The sequence below is a fragment of the Shewanella sp. ULN5 genome (genome assembly GCF_030731885.1).
GTDB lineage: Bacteria > Pseudomonadota > Gammaproteobacteria > Enterobacterales > Shewanellaceae > Shewanella > Shewanella holmiensis.
Map to the genome: position 1 here is coordinate 146,892 of NZ_JAPJEE010000006.1, position 17,419 is coordinate 164,310.

10 protein-coding genes and 1 pseudogene are annotated in these 17,419 nt (G+C 42.4%); 3 read left to right on the top strand and 8 right to left on the bottom strand.

Going from position 1 to position 17,419, the window contains the following annotated elements; genetic code table 11:
• Positions 1–127: 127 nt before the first annotated feature.
• Positions 128–667, bottom strand: a complete 540-nt coding sequence (locus tag ORI98_RS08080; protein WP_261298604.1) for a response regulator transcription factor — start codon at positions 665–667, stop codon at positions 128–130.
• Positions 660–1,943: a sensor histidine kinase KdpD gene (locus ORI98_RS08085; RefSeq protein ID WP_306134870.1), complete on the bottom strand. Its 1,284-nt coding sequence runs from the start codon at positions 1,941–1,943 to the stop codon at positions 660–662. The genes ORI98_RS08080 and ORI98_RS08085 overlap by 8 nt, the downstream gene beginning before the upstream one ends.
• 245 nt (positions 1,944–2,188) lie before the next feature.
• Between ORI98_RS08085 and ORI98_RS08090 the strand changes: the two genes are divergently transcribed.
• A complete protein-coding gene (locus ORI98_RS08090; RefSeq protein WP_306134871.1) occupies positions 2,189–2,758 on the top strand; it encodes a cytochrome b/b6 domain-containing protein in 570 nt (189 codons plus the stop codon).
• Between the two features lie 16 nt (positions 2,759–2,774).
• On the opposite strand, the gene ORI98_RS08095 is transcribed toward ORI98_RS08090, so the two are convergent.
• Complete coding sequence (locus ORI98_RS08095; protein ID WP_306134872.1) at positions 2,775–5,819, bottom strand: bacteriohemerythrin; 3,045 nt, start codon at positions 5,817–5,819, stop codon at positions 2,775–2,777.
• Positions 5,820–6,008: 189 nt separating this feature from the next.
• On the opposite strand from ORI98_RS08095, the gene ORI98_RS08100 reads away from it, so the two are divergent.
• Complete coding sequence (locus tag ORI98_RS08100) at positions 6,009–8,348, top strand: Tex family protein (protein WP_306134873.1); 2,340 nt, start codon at positions 6,009–6,011, stop codon at positions 8,346–8,348.
• Positions 8,349–8,690: 342 nt separating this feature from the next.
• On the opposite strand, the gene ORI98_RS08105 is transcribed toward ORI98_RS08100, so the two are convergent.
• From ORI98_RS08105 to ORI98_RS08115, 3 genes and pseudogenes are all read right to left on the bottom strand, one after another.
• On the bottom strand, positions 8,691–9,722 hold the full coding sequence (locus ORI98_RS08105) for an OmpA family protein (protein ID WP_306134874.1): 1,032 nt from the start codon (positions 9,720–9,722) through the stop codon (positions 8,691–8,693).
• 87 nt (positions 9,723–9,809) lie between these two features.
• Positions 9,810–12,944, bottom strand: a complete 3,135-nt coding sequence (locus ORI98_RS08110) for a hypothetical protein (protein WP_306134875.1) — start codon at positions 12,942–12,944, stop codon at positions 9,810–9,812.
• A 244-nt stretch (positions 12,945–13,188) separates the two neighbouring features.
• Positions 13,189–13,715 (bottom strand): annotated as a pseudogene (locus ORI98_RS08115) (ISAs1 family transposase); the annotation flags it as partial.
• Between the two features lie 333 nt (positions 13,716–14,048).
• Between ORI98_RS08115 and ORI98_RS08120 the strand changes: the two are divergent.
• The gene (locus tag ORI98_RS08120) at positions 14,049–16,058 is read left to right on the top strand and encodes an LTA synthase family protein (RefSeq protein WP_306134876.1); all 2,010 of its coding nucleotides are present in this window, start codon (positions 14,049–14,051) and stop codon (positions 16,056–16,058) included.
• 6 nt (positions 16,059–16,064) lie between these two features.
• On the opposite strand, the gene ORI98_RS08125 is transcribed toward ORI98_RS08120, so the two are convergent.
• Together ORI98_RS08125 and bioH are read right to left on the bottom strand one after the other, a co-directional pair.
• Positions 16,065–16,508 carry a hypothetical protein gene (locus tag ORI98_RS08125; protein WP_306134877.1) on the bottom strand — a complete coding sequence of 148 codons (444 nt, stop codon included), beginning with the start codon at positions 16,506–16,508 and terminating at the stop codon, positions 16,065–16,067.
• Between the two features lie 110 nt (positions 16,509–16,618).
• A complete protein-coding gene (gene bioH, locus ORI98_RS08130) occupies positions 16,619–17,404 on the bottom strand; it encodes a pimeloyl-ACP methyl ester esterase BioH (RefSeq protein ID WP_306134878.1) in 786 nt (261 codons plus the stop codon).
• Positions 17,405–17,419 lie beyond the last annotated feature (15 nt).

The window sequence follows — 17,419 nt, forward strand, 5'->3', positions numbered from 1 at the left end:
TTTTTATCTCATCACTGATATTTATTGATTTTTGCTGATGTGTTTAGTGATATCTGGTCATCTTCAAATAGGCATAACTTGATATAGTCGGCGATATTGATGTTGACGTTATAGATCATATGTTCTTCTAAGAACACTTTAGTGATGTCGGCTTTTTTAATAGCTTGCGCTGTAAAGTACGTCGATGCATGCCCAATTGCCTTGCTGTTTCCGACACATTGCCATTATTGGCTTGTAACACTTGTTGCAAATGTTCCCACTCTAAGCGTTGGGGGGTAATGGGGGGCTCTGCTATCACTTCATCCGCAATATCAAGGTGCTTTTTGTCGAGCGCTTTGAGCAATGTTTGAGTATCAACGGGTTTTGATAAGTAGTTATCGGCTCCTAGGCGAATAGCCTCAACGGCAGTGGCAATGCTGGCATAACCGGTAAGAAAAACCAGCGTGGCTTTAGGTAGCAATTGCCGTAATGGTTTAACTAAGTTGAGACTGTTACTGTGCTCAAGTTTCATATCCAGCAGAATGTGGCTGGGTAAATGCTGCCTTGCTAATAATAATCCCTGAGTTGCATCATGGGCGACATGGCATTCAAAACCATGTTGACTCATGCGCCGATTAAGAATGTTGGCGAGTGTGGTGTCGTCTTCAATGATCAGTAATTTATCCATGGCTATTTTTTTTCGATACAGTTGAAGAAAATGTTGTTGGTGCTTGTTTTAACGGTAATAGCACTTTCGCTACAGTGCCGCCATCAGAATGCTGATGCAGGATCAAACTTCCCCCCAACCTTTCTAAACTGGCATGGCTCAATAATAACGACACTCCCATGCCTTTTGCATCGTGAATAATATTTTCACCAATCTGGGCAATTAAATCTGCTGAGATCCCGGTACCAAAATCACGAATACTAAGACAACAGTATTGATTATCAATAGTGGCGGATAACTCAACCTGATAATCAGCATTGTTTTCGTGACTTGCCCTTGCGGCATTTTCAATTAACGACATCAATGCAGGCAGTAAGTTAGTGTCCATATTTAGAGACATTGTATTATCGTTAATATCTATTTGAGTGGTTAACGATACTTCTGGCATTAATAGCAATATCTGCTGAGTTAATGTGTCGACCAAGTTGGGAATTATTATGTTTGTTTGCTGGTTTTCACGTATTGACTGAGTTGCAGAGCGGAGGTCTGTTAGGGTTTGCTCACAGCGGCATAACGCCTGTTCTATATCTGGCAATACTCCATCGACAGGTTGATTTTCGTGTAACTCATCAACTAATAAACGCAAGCTTGCCAGTGGTGTGGCAAGCTGGTGTGCCATTTGTGCCGAAGCAGTCCCCAGTGCGAGTAGTTTTTCTTGGCGCAATTGGGCTTCTCGTAAAATATTGAGTTCAGCTTCTTTTTGGCGAACTTTTCGGGCGATGAAGGCAATGCTGGTGGTAACTATTAATGCTGATATTAAAAAGTTAAACCACATGCCAAGAAAGTGTGAGCGCATATCCATGGTGTGATCGCCCATATTGTGTTCTGGCATAACAAATATCATCAGGCTGTAGCTGGCAGTAGAAATCAGCGTTAATCCCCAAGGTGCCCATTGAGGTAATGCCACAGCAGCAACGGCGATAGGCAATAATAATAATGAAATAAATGCATTTGTCGCCCCACCGGTTAGGTACAGCCAGGCGGCCAATAGCAAGGAATCGATCACCAACGACATAAACAGCAAAGGTTCATTGTACTGATAACGATTTTTAAAACAGAAGCTTAATCCAACATAAACCGCTTCAAAAAAAAAGAGTACATAAATCAAGGCGGGTGGCGCGCTTAGGCCAAACAGGTCTGCCGCAATAAAAGTCAGCCCAAGCTTAAGCAGTAGGTATATTAATCTGAGGTGGGTGTGATGATGATTAATCAGCCCAATAGGTTTGCTGATAGGCAAAAAAGTATCCTTGTTAATGTGTTGTAAATTAAGGCAAGTTTGTAGCTGATTTTTTTAATATTATGCTGTCTATGCTCGTCGTTATGCTATGTATATCTCACATCATAATGCTATTTTACGGTTTAATGAATTGATATCCATGTCATAAGCGTTACTTAAGTTTCAGTCAGCACACTATTTAAAAAATATCGCTAATTGATATCAAATTATGCGTTAAACATACTTACATCACATCGAGGTTGATTATGAAAACATCACAAGAGTTCCCCTTGGTTCATCGACTCATTCACTGGGGCTTAGCCTTTGCAATGTTGGTGATGTTGCTGACAATATTTTTGCGTTTGGGCTGGATGGAGAAAAACCATATGGCGGCAATTATTCAGCAAGGCTTAACCAACATTTCAGTCACTATTGATAATAAAAAAGCAATCAGTATTGCCAAAATGATCCGTGGTGAGATGTTTCAGTGGCACATTTATTTTGGCTATGCTGTTGGCGTATTTTTGTCGGCGCGGTTTATCTACATGGCTAAATGTGGTTTACATTATTTATCGCCATTTAATCCGCAGGCAAACTTACAGCAAAAAATGCAAGCAGGGGTATACTGGTTGTTTTATGCTGGTGTGACTTTTTCTATGATAACTGGGCTATTGCTTAAGTTTGGCCCCGAATCTGTCGAAGAGCTGGCTGAAACGATACATAAGTTAGCCTTGTGGTATTTCATTCCGTTTATTGTGCTGCATTTAGCCGGAATTGTATTGGCTGAAGCGGGGCACGATAAAGGGCTAGTATCGAAAATGATTGGTGGCGAGTAGCGATCATTTAGCCATGTTAGGCACTATGATTGAGTTTTAGACCAGATGTTTTTGACTGATCTTGTGCCTGTATGTCGTTAACAAGCAGTTCAAACTCTTTAATAGGCACAGGCTTACCAAATAAGTAACCTTGATAATATAAGCATCCTTCACGTTGAAGAAACTGTTGTTGCTCAATGGTTTCTACACCTTCTGCTATCACCGAAAAACCAAGGCTTTCAGCCATTGAAATAATGGTTTTTACAATCGACTGATCACTTTTATCTGTGATTAGGTCACCCACGAACGAGCGGTCTATTTTTAATTGGTATAGCGGCAATTTTTTAAGGTATTGCAGCGAAGAATAGCCGGTACCAAAATCATCTAACGAAAACTGAATCCCTAATTTACCTAAGGCATGCATTTGCACTATGGTATTGCCAATGTCATCTAACAATAATGATTCTGTTAACTCCATTTTTAATCGAGATGGGTTAATGTCATATTTGTTTATTGTATCAATTACTTGATCTACAAATTCAGGCTGACGAAATTGTTTAGAACTGACATTGATGGAAATTGTCAGTGCTTTGGTCGCAGGTTGAGTTTGCCATTGTTTAAGTTGTTGGCAGGCGGTTTCTATTACCCAGCTACCAATCGCTAAAATGAGCCCAGACTCTTCTGCATAGGGAATAAACTCTACGGGGGTAATGATACCTTTTTGTGGGTGTAACCATCGAATAAGGGCTTCAGCTCCAATAGGTTGCTGTAGGTGATTGACTTGAATTTGGTAAAATAATTTAAAATGATTGTGTTTAACTGCCTCAAATAATTCATTTTCAAGTTTGGCACGTTTTAAAATTTCTTCCTGCATTGTGGGGTCGAAAAAGCGCATGGTGTTTCGACCAGCTACTTTGGCTTGGTACATGGCGATATCAGCCTGTTTCATGATTTCAGAAGTGGTGGCCGATGGATCATTGAATAACACTACGCCGATGCTTGCACTGCAATGATATTGAATGTTTTTTAGTTGAAATGAATGGCTCATGGCCGCTAAAATTTTATGGCAAATCTCGGTAGTTTGAGAGGCCGCAGTAATGCTCTGTTCACTCAATCCTTCTAAAATAATGACAAACTCATCACCACCAATTCTGGCTAGGGTATCTTCTTCACGCACGCATTCGGCTAACCTTTCGGCGATTGAAGTTAATAATAGGTCTCCCATGTCATGTCCATAGGTGTCATTGAGCATTTTGAAGCGATCAATGTCCAAAAATAATAAAGCATTATTCTTATTTAGCCGCTTGTTAGAAATGATCACCCGATTTAATCTATCCAACAATAAGCGCCTGTTAGGGAGTTGGGTGAGGTGATCATAAAAAGCCAATTGTTGTATTTTTTTCTCATTTTTTTTGCGGGTTGAAATATCGTTGATGGTGACTATGTAGTTAGTAATGTGGTTTTGATCATTACGTACCGCATCTACATATAAATAAGCCGGAAATGTAGAGCCGTTTTGATGTTGATGCCAGATTTCGCCTTCCCAACAGTCTTCATCTCGCAGTTTGTCCCAAATCTGGTTATAGAATTGTTCATCATAAAGATCGCCATTAAATAACTGCAGCGGTTTGCCAATAATATCTTGTTCTTGATAACCGGTTATTTTGCTAAAGGCACAATTGGCTTGCAAAATGTTCTTATCGGAATCAGTAATAAAAATACCTTCCTGTGATTCGAACACCTTTGCCGCAAGACGCAATTTTTGTTCAAGTTGCTTCCGCTCAGTGATATCAGAAATACCCGTGATATAACCAACTACGTTTTGTTGGTCATCAAACTCAGGCACATATTGCACCAGCAACTCTTTAGAAAATAAGCATAAATCGTAAGAGGTTGGCGTGCCAGACAGTACCTTATCAATATGGTTTTTTACTTCGCCATATATTATCTCGCCCATTGTTTCTTTAACCGTTTGGCCTACAATATCATCAGGTTGTAAACCAAATAAGGCGGCATAAGGTTTAGATACATAAATATATTTTTGTGCTTCATCGCACCTTGCTATGTAAAACGGTGAATTATCAGAGATAAATTGTAATTGTTGTTGCTGTTCAATAAGCTTAATTTCTGCCTGTTTGAACTCTGTTATGTCTTGAGCAAATCCTGAAATAGAGAAGGTGCCATTGTCGGTCACAACCCGCTTTCCACGACATTCAATCCACCTTATTTGGTTATCACTTGGGCGGGTGATTTGATATTGCACATGATGTTCGGTGCCATTGTGATAGCAAGACTTCATCGATGCCATTAATTTAGAACGATATTTAGGGTGAATGATATCGGCTAATAACGTCAACGTGGGCGAGGCATCTTTTATTATGCCCATTAAGCTATACATTTGCGCCGACCACTGAAAATGCCCGTTTAAGTTGGCAAGATCCCAATGCCCAACCTTTGCATAGTACATTGCTTTTTCGAAGCGTTTTTCACTGCGAATTAACTTCTGTTGGATTTCAGCACTTAATCTGGTTTTACGCATCAGATGCAAGGTATTGGTAGATAAGCTGGCATAGATGGAGAGAATGACATTAATGAGATGACGAGTAGAGCCTTGCATTTTTTGTTGGGTAAAATCTTCAGCTTCTTGTTTGTTCATACCACTTTCAAGTGCCAGAACATAGACGACCATGTAGCGATCACTTTCTAAAATATGCGACGCTAGCCACTGAGTCAAAAATGAGATTGTTTTTTCAAGCAATGCATCTGACGGTGTTGAGGTCAATTCAGACTGTAGCTGAAGTACCTGTTGTATGAAGATGTCGTGGCTCAGTTTATGATCGTCTACCACATCATCATCAGATAAATACTGATGCCAAATATCTTCTTCAGTTTTAAAGTGGTAAACCGTGTAATCAACCAGCTCTTTAAACACAGTGTTTAACTGGAGTTGCTGGTTGCCAAACACGGCATGACTGGCAAGTCGATTCAAAATTGCGACTAACTTTTTATGCTGATGATCAATCTTTGCCAGTCCAGTGCAAAAATTATCATCCCAAGGAAAAATGTCTATTGATTCAGTCATACCAATACCATGTGTTTTTTCATCCTTAAAACATGAGTATAGTTGCTGTAGTAAATCTTTGTAGTAAATCATTAAATCAATTTATTCATGATGTAACGCTGGACTTAATGATGACTAGCAATATCACGTTATCGTTGGTTTGTGGTATTGTGGGCCAATGTTAAAATTTAAGTCTATATAACTCCTGCTATGCAAAATATTGCCCAACTGATTGCTCAAGAATTGAATGTACGCCAACAACAGGTTGATGCCACTATCGCGCTACTTAATGATGGCGCCACAGTGCCCTTTATTGCTCGATATCGTAAAGAAGCAACCGGCGGCTTAGACGATACTCAACTACGTCAGCTGTATTCTCGTTTATCTTACCTAACTGAAATGAGCGACCGCCGCCAAGTTATCTTATCGAGTATTGATGCTCAGGGTAAGTTAACCCCAGCTTTAGCACAGGCAATTAATGACGCTGATAGCAAAACTCGCCTTGAGGATTTGTATTTACCCTACAAGCCGAAACGCAGAACCAAGGGACAGATAGCGATAGAGGCGGGTATCGAGCCTTTGGTTGATGCCTTGCTGGCGGTTCGCACCCTTGATATTGATGCCAAAGCTGCTGAATTTATTGATTCTGAAGCAGGTTTTGCCGATGCCAAAGCTGTCCAAGATGGCGCGCGATATATTCTTATGGAGCGTTTTGCAGAAGATGCCGAGTTACTGCTAAAAATCCGTCAACATTTAACCCAACAAGCTGTACTTGAAAGTAAAGTCATTAAAGGCAAAGAGAAAGAAGGTGCAAAATTTCGCGATTACTTTGAACAGAGTGAAGCGATTACCAAAGTACCATCTCATCGAGCTTTAGCAATGCTACGTGGTCGTAATGAAGGTATTTTAAGTTTAAGCATTAATGCCGATCCTGACACTGAAGCAAGTCAGGGTAGTTATTGTGAGGTGATTATTGCGGATCACTTCAAACTTAACTTAACCGATTCGAGTGTCGATCAATGGTTAAAAACGGTCGTGACGTCCACATGGCGGATTAAAATCGCCTTACAGATGGAAACCGAATTTATTGCCAAAATGCGTGAAAGCGCAGAAGAAGAAGCCATTAAAGTCTTTGCCCGTAACCTAGGCGATTTATTGATGGCAGCCCCTGCTGGCGCGAAAGCGACCATGGGATTAGACCCTGGTATTCGTACCGGTGTAAAAGTGGCTATTGTTGATAACACAGGTAAGTTAGTGGCTCACACGACGGTTTTCCCCCATGCGCCGCAAAACCTGTGGGATAAATCCATTAAAACCTTATCGAACCTGATTGGTATGCATAAGGTAGATATCATTGCCATCGGTAACGGTACAGGCTCGCGTGAGACAGACAAGTTAGCGGGCGAGTTAATTGCCATGGTGAAAGACAGTCATCCACGTCTAACCAAAGTCATGGTCAGTGAAGCAGGCGCCTCTGTTTACTCGGCATCTGAGTTTGCCGCGAATGAATTTCCTGATCTTGATGTGTCTATTCGTGGCGCAGTTTCAATCGCCCGTCGCTTACAAGACCCATTAGCTGAATTAGTGAAGATTGAACCTAAAGCCATTGGTGTTGGGCAATATCAGCATGATGTCAGTCAAAGTCAGTTATCTCAATCGTTAGAAGCTGTGGTAGAAGATTGCGTAAACAGTGTTGGTGTGGATTTAAACATGGCATCTGCGCCGTTATTAGCGCAGGTTGCGGGATTAAATAAAACCCTCGCCAAAAACGTCGTGGATTATCGTGACGAACATGGACAATTTACTAACCGTAAGCAATTGTTGAAAGTCGCGCGTCTTGGCCCAAAAGCGTTTGAACAAGCCGCAGGATTCTTACGTATTCGTCAAGGTGATAACCCATTAGACGGCTCAGCCGTGCATCCAGAAGCTTATTCGATAGTTGAGGCCATCGCCGCAACATCAAAACACGATGTTGGCCAATTAATTGGTAATAGTGAATTGCTAAAGAGCATCAATGCCGCTCAATTTGTCACAGAATCATTTGGTCTGCCGACAATCACCGATATTCTTGCTGAACTCGATAAACCTGGACGCGACCCACGAGGTGAGTTTAAAACCGCAAATTTCAAAGATGGCGTAGAAGAGCTTAAAGATCTCAAGGTTGAGATGATACTTGAAGGCGTGGTAACCAATGTGACTAACTTTGGTGCGTTTGTCGATGTTGGGGTGCATCAAGATGGTTTAGTGCATATCTCATCGCTTACCGATAAATTTGTTAGTGATCCTCATACCGTCGTAAAAGCGGGAGATGTGGTGAAGGTAAAAGTCATGGAAGTGGATATTGAGCGCCGCAGAGTCAGCTTAAGCATGCGTCTTGATGAAACGCCGCAACCATCATCAAACCAGGTCAATAAAACGCAACAGAATACGCAAGCTAAAAAGCCACAAGCGGTTAAAAAAGGCCAAAAGCCTGCTAATAGCTCTAAGGCACCCACCAATGCCGCAATGGGCAATGCCTTTGCCGACGCGTTTGCCAAAATGAAAAAGTAAGTCACTGCAGTTAACCTGAATGATGATTTCGACAACATAAACTTCGCTTCGGCGGAGTTTATTTTTGTGGCTGTCAGCGCTCTAATACGCTCAAGTAACGATTAAAAAACACTCTATTATACGATTGATAAAGCTCATCAAGCGGGTTGATTTGCTCTAAAGTGTTCAGTATTCATGCTTAACAACTACGTGTTATTAAGCATGAATACTGGATGTCTGCTAATGGTATTATTACAAGATAATTTGGAAAGATATTGCGTGTAAGTCATTTATTACATTGCACTTAAAGAATGTATGGCTATCCTCAATGCTGTAACGATAAATGACTATTCTGCGATGTCCTTATTCGCTTATTATCAAGGCAGGTATTTCGAGCTCTACTCTTCGATTAAGGTATCTTTTAATTGGATCGTCATTAGTTGCTACAGGAGATGATTCGCCAAAGGCGATTAACTTTATTCGATGTGGCTGTACGCCTTTTTCGATTAAATAGTCAGATATTGACAATGCTCGAGACATTGAAAGCTTTTGATTATAATCATTTTCACCTACTGAATCAGTATATCCTTTAATGAGGATCGTCGCTTTTGGATATTTATGTAGCTGTGTTAGTACTTCTTCTAGCTCATTTTCATCTTGCAAAGCACTGCTATCAAAATTAAATAAAATCACCTGTTTAAGCGAATCTATTTTAGTTTCTACTGCTGAAACGGGAAGCTCAGGGGCGACAGCTACTTTTCTTGGTAAATCATAGGCTACCGTTCTCTGACCAAAGCGATAGTGAACACCTAAGGTTGTCAGGTGCCCATTACTTCCTCCAATATCTTCACTGCCCAGCTTATTGACATATTGATACTCAATTCTCGCGGCCCATGAAGGGGACCACTGATATTCTAAACCAATGCCAACCATAGGAGCCCAGCCCGAGTCAGACCGAGTACTGTAAGGCCCTTGGTTTTCGCCTTGCCATGCTATCGAGCCCAATTTGGCTAATATCTCCCAGTTTTCACTAATGCCATACCGTCCGAGGACCGACGCTTCCCAAGCCGTCATTGAGCCGATATATGTTTCATCGAACCCTGTTTGAGGGTAAGTTGCAATGGCTTTTCCTAGGTCTAGATAAGCACCTTCAAATGCAAAATGTTGTGTAAATTGATAGCCAGCGAATAAGCCGTAAGCCTTGTCGTTACCATCACAAGTGGTATTCCAATCTTCACAGGCATTTTGGTAGTGCATCCAGCCCGCTTTGGCACCGAGATAAATTGAGTTATCTATAGTGGTGGATGATGTCTTGATTTCGTCAGCTTTCACTGCAGATGCTAGCATTAAAGCGGACAAGGTCGATAAAATAATAAAGAGATAACGGTCGAACATAACTTGCTCCAAGGGAAGACCTTAAAAATACTTTTCATTTGTAATTGAACATCAATTACTCTTTGTTTGGCTCTGACTTAAATGTGATTAGGGCAAAGTTTCAATACAAGCCGCATATTCCGGAATTGTGTCTGCAAGCGTGCCTGGTGACCCTGTAACCATATAAAAATCTCTATGTGAGCCACCGCCTACGTCAGATGAACTCCAATAATAATCACCATCTGTTGCCCAACCATAAGCCAATGAGATGGGAGCACGGCTCAATAAAGGATACTTTGCCAGAGTATCATCATAATACTGCTTCAAACCAAAGGGATCTGACGTATCTGTATCTCCCTCAACCGCAAGAGCCATACCTCGAGCGGTACATAATGCCTCGGCATTTGGCCATGTATACAGGGTAAACTTAACGTCACTACCATTTTCACTTCGTTCGCCGTCATGAAGTGGTGCAGAGGGAAGTAATGCGTTGAGGCGTGTGGACTCATGGATCGTCAGCGGACGATGTAGGCGTTTAGTTACACCACCAATAGAGAGTTCTATATAGTCAACTGGTGCAACAGCTCGTTGAGTAATATTGTTACTGCCATCAAGCGCGATAGGCAGCCCTCCCGTTACTTCGCTATCGGAAAAAGACGATGCGAGTAAGCAGATTTCCCCCTCCTCTGCAGTGGTAACACACACTTCGATATCATGACCGACAAGATCAAGGGCGCTTTCATCCTCAGGGTCTCTATTTATGGTGTAGCTGTTTACATTGGTGGAACGCACTGCATTTTGTGATGGGTTTGACGACTTCCAGCTGACGCTTGATATTGAGTAGCCTTTAACGTCTAAAGTCAGGGTTTCATAGAGTTTGAGTTCGCCGGTTAAAAATATGGCAGCCAGTGCCGTGGTGATACAAGTTTCACTACCAATTTTCGGCGAACCAGTAACGGCTACTGGGGTAACACAAAAGCTGATTGATTGCCCCTCACTATTGATTGGTGGCGTGTAATCAATGTTTTGACTGACTTCGACGCTATCAATTCTCCAGCTATATAAACTAATACCTTCCACGTCGCCATCAGCGTCGCTGTAGTCATATGTGACGCTGAGTAGCGAGTTAGCTTTGGGGAAAGTATCCCAAACAAGATTCGAAGCGATTGGTGCGCTACCTGGTTTTGGTGCAATCGTTTCCACCGGAGTACAGACTTCTAATCCAGTGTCATTTTCACCAAAACTGGCGATCGGCGTGACGCAGAAACTGAGATCTTTGGTTTCCTCTGATACAGGGAGCAATAATGTGTCACCTGAGGCGTAGTCAATCCCATCAATTTTCCAAGTAAGTAAACTCGCTCCTTCAGGCCGACTCTTACTGTCGCTATAGTCATAGCTTGCGATTAGCGTATTACCTACCACTGCCGCTAACGAATAGCTGAGATTTGTCGCCACAGGCGCAATATAGCTGCCGATAATGGTTTGCGTATCACAAACCTCCATTCCTTGCTTGGGCTCACCGGTAAGGGCAATAGGGGTGACACAAAACGCTAAGTTTTTACCTTCGCTGTCAACGGGTAGGGTAAACGTCAGGCCGCTGCCGCTGTCGACACCGTTGAGGCGCCAACGTGTCAGACTTATGCCTTCTAAATCGGTATCGGCATCGCTGTAGCTGTAACTGGCTGTAGTGGCACTTCCCGGTTGCAGTGGCGCGGCGATAACGACATTACTCGCCACGGGCGCGCTGCCTACTTTCGGTTGAATCGTTGCGGGAGTGGAGCATACTTGGCTACCAATACTGTTATTACCGTAGCTCGCAACAGGGGTGACACAGAAACTGAGCGACTTACCTTCGCTGTCCACTCCGAGGGTAACAGTGCTATTGCTGCCAACTTGGCTACCATCGACACGCCAACTATAGAGGCTAATGCCTTCAGGTCTTGCGGCATTGTCACTGTAAGTGTAGTTACCCGTGAGAAGTGTCCCAGTTATCGCTTGGGGTGTGATGCTCAAGTTACTGGCCACAGGCGCAATATAGCTGCCGATAATGGTTTGCGTATCACAAACCTCCATTCCTTGCTTGGGCTCACCGGTAAGGGCAATAGGGGTGACACAAAACGCTAAGTTTTTACCTTCGCTGTCAACGGGTAGGGTAAACGTCAGGCCGCTGCCGCTGTCGACACCGTTGAGGCGCCAACGTGTCAGACTTACGCCTTCTAAATCGGCATCGGCATCGCTGTAGCTGTAACTGGCTGTAGTGGCACTTCCCGGTTGTAGTGGCGTGGCGATAACGACATTACTCGCCACGGGCGCGCTGCCTACTTTCGGTTGAATCGTTGCGGGAGTGGAGCATACTTGGCTACCAATACTGTTATTACCGTAGCTCGCAACAGGGGTGACACAGAAACTGAGCGACTTACCTTCGCTGCCCACTCCGAGGGTAACAGTGCTATTGCTGCCAACTTGGCTACCATCGACACGCCAACTATAGAGGCTAATGCCTTCAGGTCTTGCGGCATTGTCACTGTAAGTGTAGTTACCCGTGAGAAGTGTCCCAGTTATCGCTTGGGGTGTGATGCTCAAGTTACTGGCCACAGGCGCAATATAGCTGCCGATAATGGTTTGCGTATCACAAACCTCCATCCCTTGCTTGGGCTCACCGGTAAGGGCAATAGGGGTGACACAAAACGCTAAGTTTTTACCTTCGCTGTCAGCGGGTAGGGTAAACGCCAGGCCGCTGCCGCTGTCCACACCATTGAGACGCCAACGTGTCAGACTTACGCCTTCTAAATCGGTATCGGCATCGCTGTAGCTGTAACTGGCTGTAGTGGCACTTCCCGGTTGCAGTGGCGCGGCGATAACGACATTACTCGCCACGGGCGCGCTGCCCATTTTGGCCTGAATAACCAAGCTTTTACTACAGACTTTATCGCCAATATTATTGTTTCCGTATGAGGCTACAGGGGTAATGCAAAACTTTACCCAATCATTTTCATTTTTTTTATCGGGAGTGAATGTTGTCGATGTAGTAATGAACTCATCATTAATAAACCATTCAAGTACAGAGTCACCTTCTGGTCTTTTGGCATTATCACTGTATAAATATTGACCTGAAATTTGAGTGTCGACTAACGCTGCTGGTCCGATGGTTAAATTACTAGCTTTCGGGGGGGTAAATGTTTCAGCTGTTGGAAATCCATCGTCATCACCGCATGCACTTAGAGTAAGTGCTACAGAAAGCATTATTAGATAGCGACAAACTTTTTTAAAAATAAAATGGATTGGATGTTCAATTTTCAATGTAAACTCTCAAAGATGTTTAAATGTTTTATTTAAAAAGATAAGTATTGCCGAGTACTTACCTAAAGATCGCATTTTATAATTTTTATATTGATGATATTTTTTTTTATTTCATTTTTTAGTTGTTAGTCAAATAAATACCATTGATTAAGAGTTTTTTGTTCAATATATATGCCAAGAGGAGTGCCTAAATCGAGGGCTCAATGCCTAGGGCGGGATTAAGCTTTGTTAAATCTCTTAACCAAAAAATCTCGTTTCTAAAATCGCTATTCCATGATGCCTTTCTTATTTTGGTTGGTTTACTGGCATTTAGCGAATGCTGCTCTAAAATATTCAGCACGATACGCCTAAATAGCGCCATCTTCTTCGCGTTTTCACGGTCACTTATCCATGAACAGTCTTCCCTAAAGGTGACGTCAAGCACCCAGTGTTGCTGGTTCTCGATGTGCCAATGCTGAGGCACAGCTTTGGCTGCAAGTTCGATGTCCAGAAGTAAATAACTTAAGTAATAATCTGTATTTATGGTGGTAACACCCTTATGTGTTCGTTGACGTTCAACTGCTATGAGAGGCTTGGCTGATGGCCATTTGGCAGCTTTGCTGGAGTTTGAAACGTCGTGCGAAGCTCCTTACGGGCATGCCCCTTGTCATCTTCTTCGAGACTCAAGATGTCGACATCGTCGTTATCCCAGTGAGCTTGGAACTGCATCTCTATTGTCGATAAAATAGCCCAAGTAAATCAATTTGATTTTCGTTTTGTGTCGGAGAATTTTATTGAATCACGTTGAGTTTTTCAGTGTCACCATTGCAGTTGACAGTTAAGGTTATGTAAATGTGATATTTATAAGAAGATAGTTGAACCTAATTTGGATTTTAACGTCTAATAAAAGATTAGATTATTCAATTGATTGATAAGTATAAAAGAGAGTTAATGACTCAAGATAAGCATAAAATCATGATTACAGACACAGTCATGCTAACATCGCCATAACGCATCCTGCTTTGTCATACACAAGCACATAATAAAAATAATATACTGGAGCAATTTATGGGGTTATTATCCCTTCTGTCGAATAAAGACTACATAAAATCAGCACGTTACCCTAAACATCAGCATAGCTTCAAAGCGATTATCATATTCGCATTAATCATTCTAGCAGTCACCACAGTTAGCCGTTTAGGGTTGTCATTGTGGCAATTAGAGCGAGTGAATGATGCACAAGGTTGGTCACATATTATTTTGCAAGGGTTGCGTGTTGATTTTGCAACCCTTTGTTGGTTATTAGGTCTTGCAGGCTTAGGCACAGCATTATTATCAGGCAAGCATGCTATTGGTAAATTGTGGACCGTATTGTTACGTATTTGGTTAACGCTAGGTTTATGGCTGATTGTTTTTCTTGAAATTTCTACACCATCATTTATTCAAGAATATGGGTTAAGGCCTAATCGCTTATATGTCGAATATTTGATTTATCCCAAAGAAGTACTGTCAATGTTGTGGGCTGGCAGAAAATTAGAGCTGTTATTAGCTTTAGTTGTTTCTGTTACTACGCTAATTGGTGGTTGGCGGTTATCTGGGTATTTCACTCGTAATGTTAGATTCCCCCGTTGGTATTGGCGTCCGATGCTTGCGGTTATTGTTATTTGTATCACCATTTTAGGTGCGCGCTCCTCTCTTGGACATCGTCCATTAAACCCCTCATTGGTGGCGTTTTCAGATGATCCTTTAGTCAATTCATTACTGCTAAATTCAAGCTACTCATTAACATTTGCGATTAAGCAAATGGGCAATGAACAGGACGCCTCTAAAGTCTACGGTAAGTTAGAGCAGCAGAAAATAATCGATATCATTCGCCAGCAAAGTGGCCGCTCTGTAGAGGCATTTACCTCTAATGAATTTCCAAGTCTGACCTTTAACCAAGCCACTTATCAAGGTAATCCTAAAAATTTGGTGATTATTTTACAGGAGAGTCTAGGGGCAAGGTTTGTCGGCAGTTTGGGTGGATTACCCTTAACCCCGAGTATCGATGAGCTGTCTTCCCAAGGTTGGTTTTTTGAAAATCTTTATGCTACAGGGACCCGTTCAGTGCGGGGTATTGAAGCCATCACCACGGGGTTTACCCCTACACCTGCAAGGGCAGTAGTGAAGTTAGGTAAAAGCCAAACTAACTTTTTTACTATCGCTGAATTATTGAAACGTCAGGGCTACTTAACCCAGTTTATTTATGGTGGTGAGAGCCATTTTGATAACATGCGTAGTTTCTTTTTAGGTAATGGCTTTAGCCAAATTATCGACCAAGACGACTATAAAAACCCTGCGTTTGTGGCATCTTGGGGGGTTTCTGATGAAGATCTATTATTCAGAGCTCATGATGAATTTACTGAAATGCACCAACAGGGAAAACCGTTCTTTAGTTTAGTGTTTAGCTCTAGTAACCATGATCCATATGAGTTTCCTGATAACCGTATTGAACTGTATGAACAGCCGCAATACACAATGCACAATGCAGTCAAATATGCTGATTACGCTGTAGGTGAGTTTTTCAAGAAAGCCCAAAAAGCGGATTATTGGAACGATACACTGTTTCTGGTGGTTGCGGATCATGACAGTCGTGTAGGAGGTGCTAGCTTAGTGCCGATTTCACGCTTTAGAATTCCAGGACTAATTTTGGGAGGTGGTGTTGATGCCAAGCGCGATCCTAGGGTGGTTAGTCAAATTGATATGGCGCCAACCTTATTATCTATGATTGGAATATCAGGCAGTTACCCTATGTTGGGCCGAGATTTAACCCAGCAAGCCTCAGATTGGCAGGGAAGAGCGTTGATGCAGTATGATAAAAACTTTGCTCTTTTAGAAGGCAAAAACGTCACCATATTGCAACCCGAACAACCAGCAAAGAGCTTTGTGTATGACTTTAGCAAAGAAACATTAACGTCACGTGAGCTTGATACTCAACAGGCAGAAAATGCCTTAGGTTGGGCCTTATGGGGCAGTGCGGCTTATAATCAGCACTGGTTTAGTTTGCCTAAGCGAGAAGCTGAGACAGAATTGCGTTAAGTGTTGTTAGGTTTTGTGTTGGCCATAGTATTGGCTAACATGCTGGCGCACCAATTGAAAATAAGCAGCATCTTGTGTCGAGGCATGATTTGCTGCTTTTTTATTATGCGGCGCCGTGGTTTCTGTTTGTGCCGAGCTAGGCAGCTTGATACGAATGTCTTTACGCTGAATTGTAGGTGAATTGCTGGCAATGACTCTTACGGGTTGGCTCAGCGGCGCTTGTTGAGCAGTTTGCTGTTGATTACTGGAACCTTGTTGCTGCTTTTGCTCAACAATTTTATACGCTGGTGTGCGCTCATTTTGTGGATTATAGGCGCGTTCAGGATGATTTTTGGTGGGTTGTTGCGGAGGAATGATTGGCGGCTTTTGTTGATTATCCACTCGTGCAAGATCCGTCGCAACATTACTGGTTGCTAAAGGTACCTGTGGATAGTGGGAATTAATCAACATAGTCAATCACCTTAGTCAGTATTTATGCATAAATACAACATCGAAAGATGGATGCGTTACCGACAATATGTTTGAATTATAGCCAATTGTATCAGGTTGTGAAAGTGAAATTAGGGCTTAAGCGTGTTGAGCCAGTGATTTATGTGCTCGATAAATAAGCTAGTATGTGAAATAAACGGTGCATGTGATGCTTTGGCTAAAATAATATCTTCCACATTTGTATTTTTTTTCAGCATGTTTACTGCTTTCCGTGGCACTAATCCATCTAATCTCCCCCAAATTCTTAACCAAGGCAGCGTCATATTGGGCAGCTGAGATCGTAAATCAACTTCAGCCAGCATATCTAAACCCTGTTGCAAACTCGTCTCGGACGGTAACGGTTTTGCCAATACCAATGACTTTATTTTGAGGATATCCGTTTTAGCGGTCTCACTGCCCATTGCCTGAATCGCCAAAAAACGCTCTACGGTTTTTGGTAGGTTTTGGTGCAGCTGGCTGGAAAATTGTTCTAATACTTGCGGTGCAATACCTGGCCAAGGGTGAGGTGTCTCAGCCAAATGTGCCATAAAACAGGGGGATGAGGCTACAGTGATCAGGGCTTTTATTTTATCGGGAAAATTTAACGCAATTTGAGTGGCGACAAGACCGCCTAGAGACCAGCCTAACCAAATGGCATTATTTGGCAGCTGCTGAATTAGCGCAGAGGCCCAGTCTGAAATGTCACCTTTAATTATCGGGCTGTCACCAAAACCGGGCAAGTCAACGTAATGCACTCTATACTGACTTAGTGCCTGTTTTAACGGTTCAAATACCGCACCATTTACCCCCCAACCGTGCAGCAACACGATATCTTGGCCATTACCTATGGTATTGATATGCAGTTTAGGGTAGGTCAAATGCTTTGCCTCTAT

What these genes read in the sequence shown, in the direction of transcription:
- ORI98_RS08080 (WP_261298604.1), bottom strand. Translation starts at nt 667, where the DNA reads ATGGATAAATTACTGATCATTGAAGACGACACCACACTCGCCAACATT.
- ORI98_RS08090 (WP_306134871.1), top strand. Translation starts at nt 2,189, where the DNA reads ATGAAAACATCACAAGAGTTCCCCTTGGTTCATCGACTCATTCACTGG.
- ORI98_RS08095 (WP_306134872.1), bottom strand. Translation starts at nt 5,819, where the DNA reads ATGACTGAATCAATAGACATTTTTCCTTGGGATGATAATTTTTGCACT.
- ORI98_RS08100 (WP_306134873.1), top strand. Translation starts at nt 6,009, where the DNA reads ATGCAAAATATTGCCCAACTGATTGCTCAAGAATTGAATGTACGCCAA.
- ORI98_RS08105 (WP_306134874.1), bottom strand. Translation starts at nt 9,722, where the DNA reads ATGTTCGACCGTTATCTCTTTATTATTTTATCGACCTTGTCCGCTTTA.
- ORI98_RS08110 (WP_306134875.1), bottom strand. Translation starts at nt 12,944, where the DNA reads ATGCTTTCTGTAGCACTTACTCTAAGTGCATGCGGTGATGACGATGGA.
- ORI98_RS08120 (WP_306134876.1), top strand. Translation starts at nt 14,049, where the DNA reads ATGGGGTTATTATCCCTTCTGTCGAATAAAGACTACATAAAATCAGCA.
- ORI98_RS08125 (WP_306134877.1), bottom strand. Translation starts at nt 16,508, where the DNA reads ATGTTGATTAATTCCCACTATCCACAGGTACCTTTAGCAACCAGTAAT.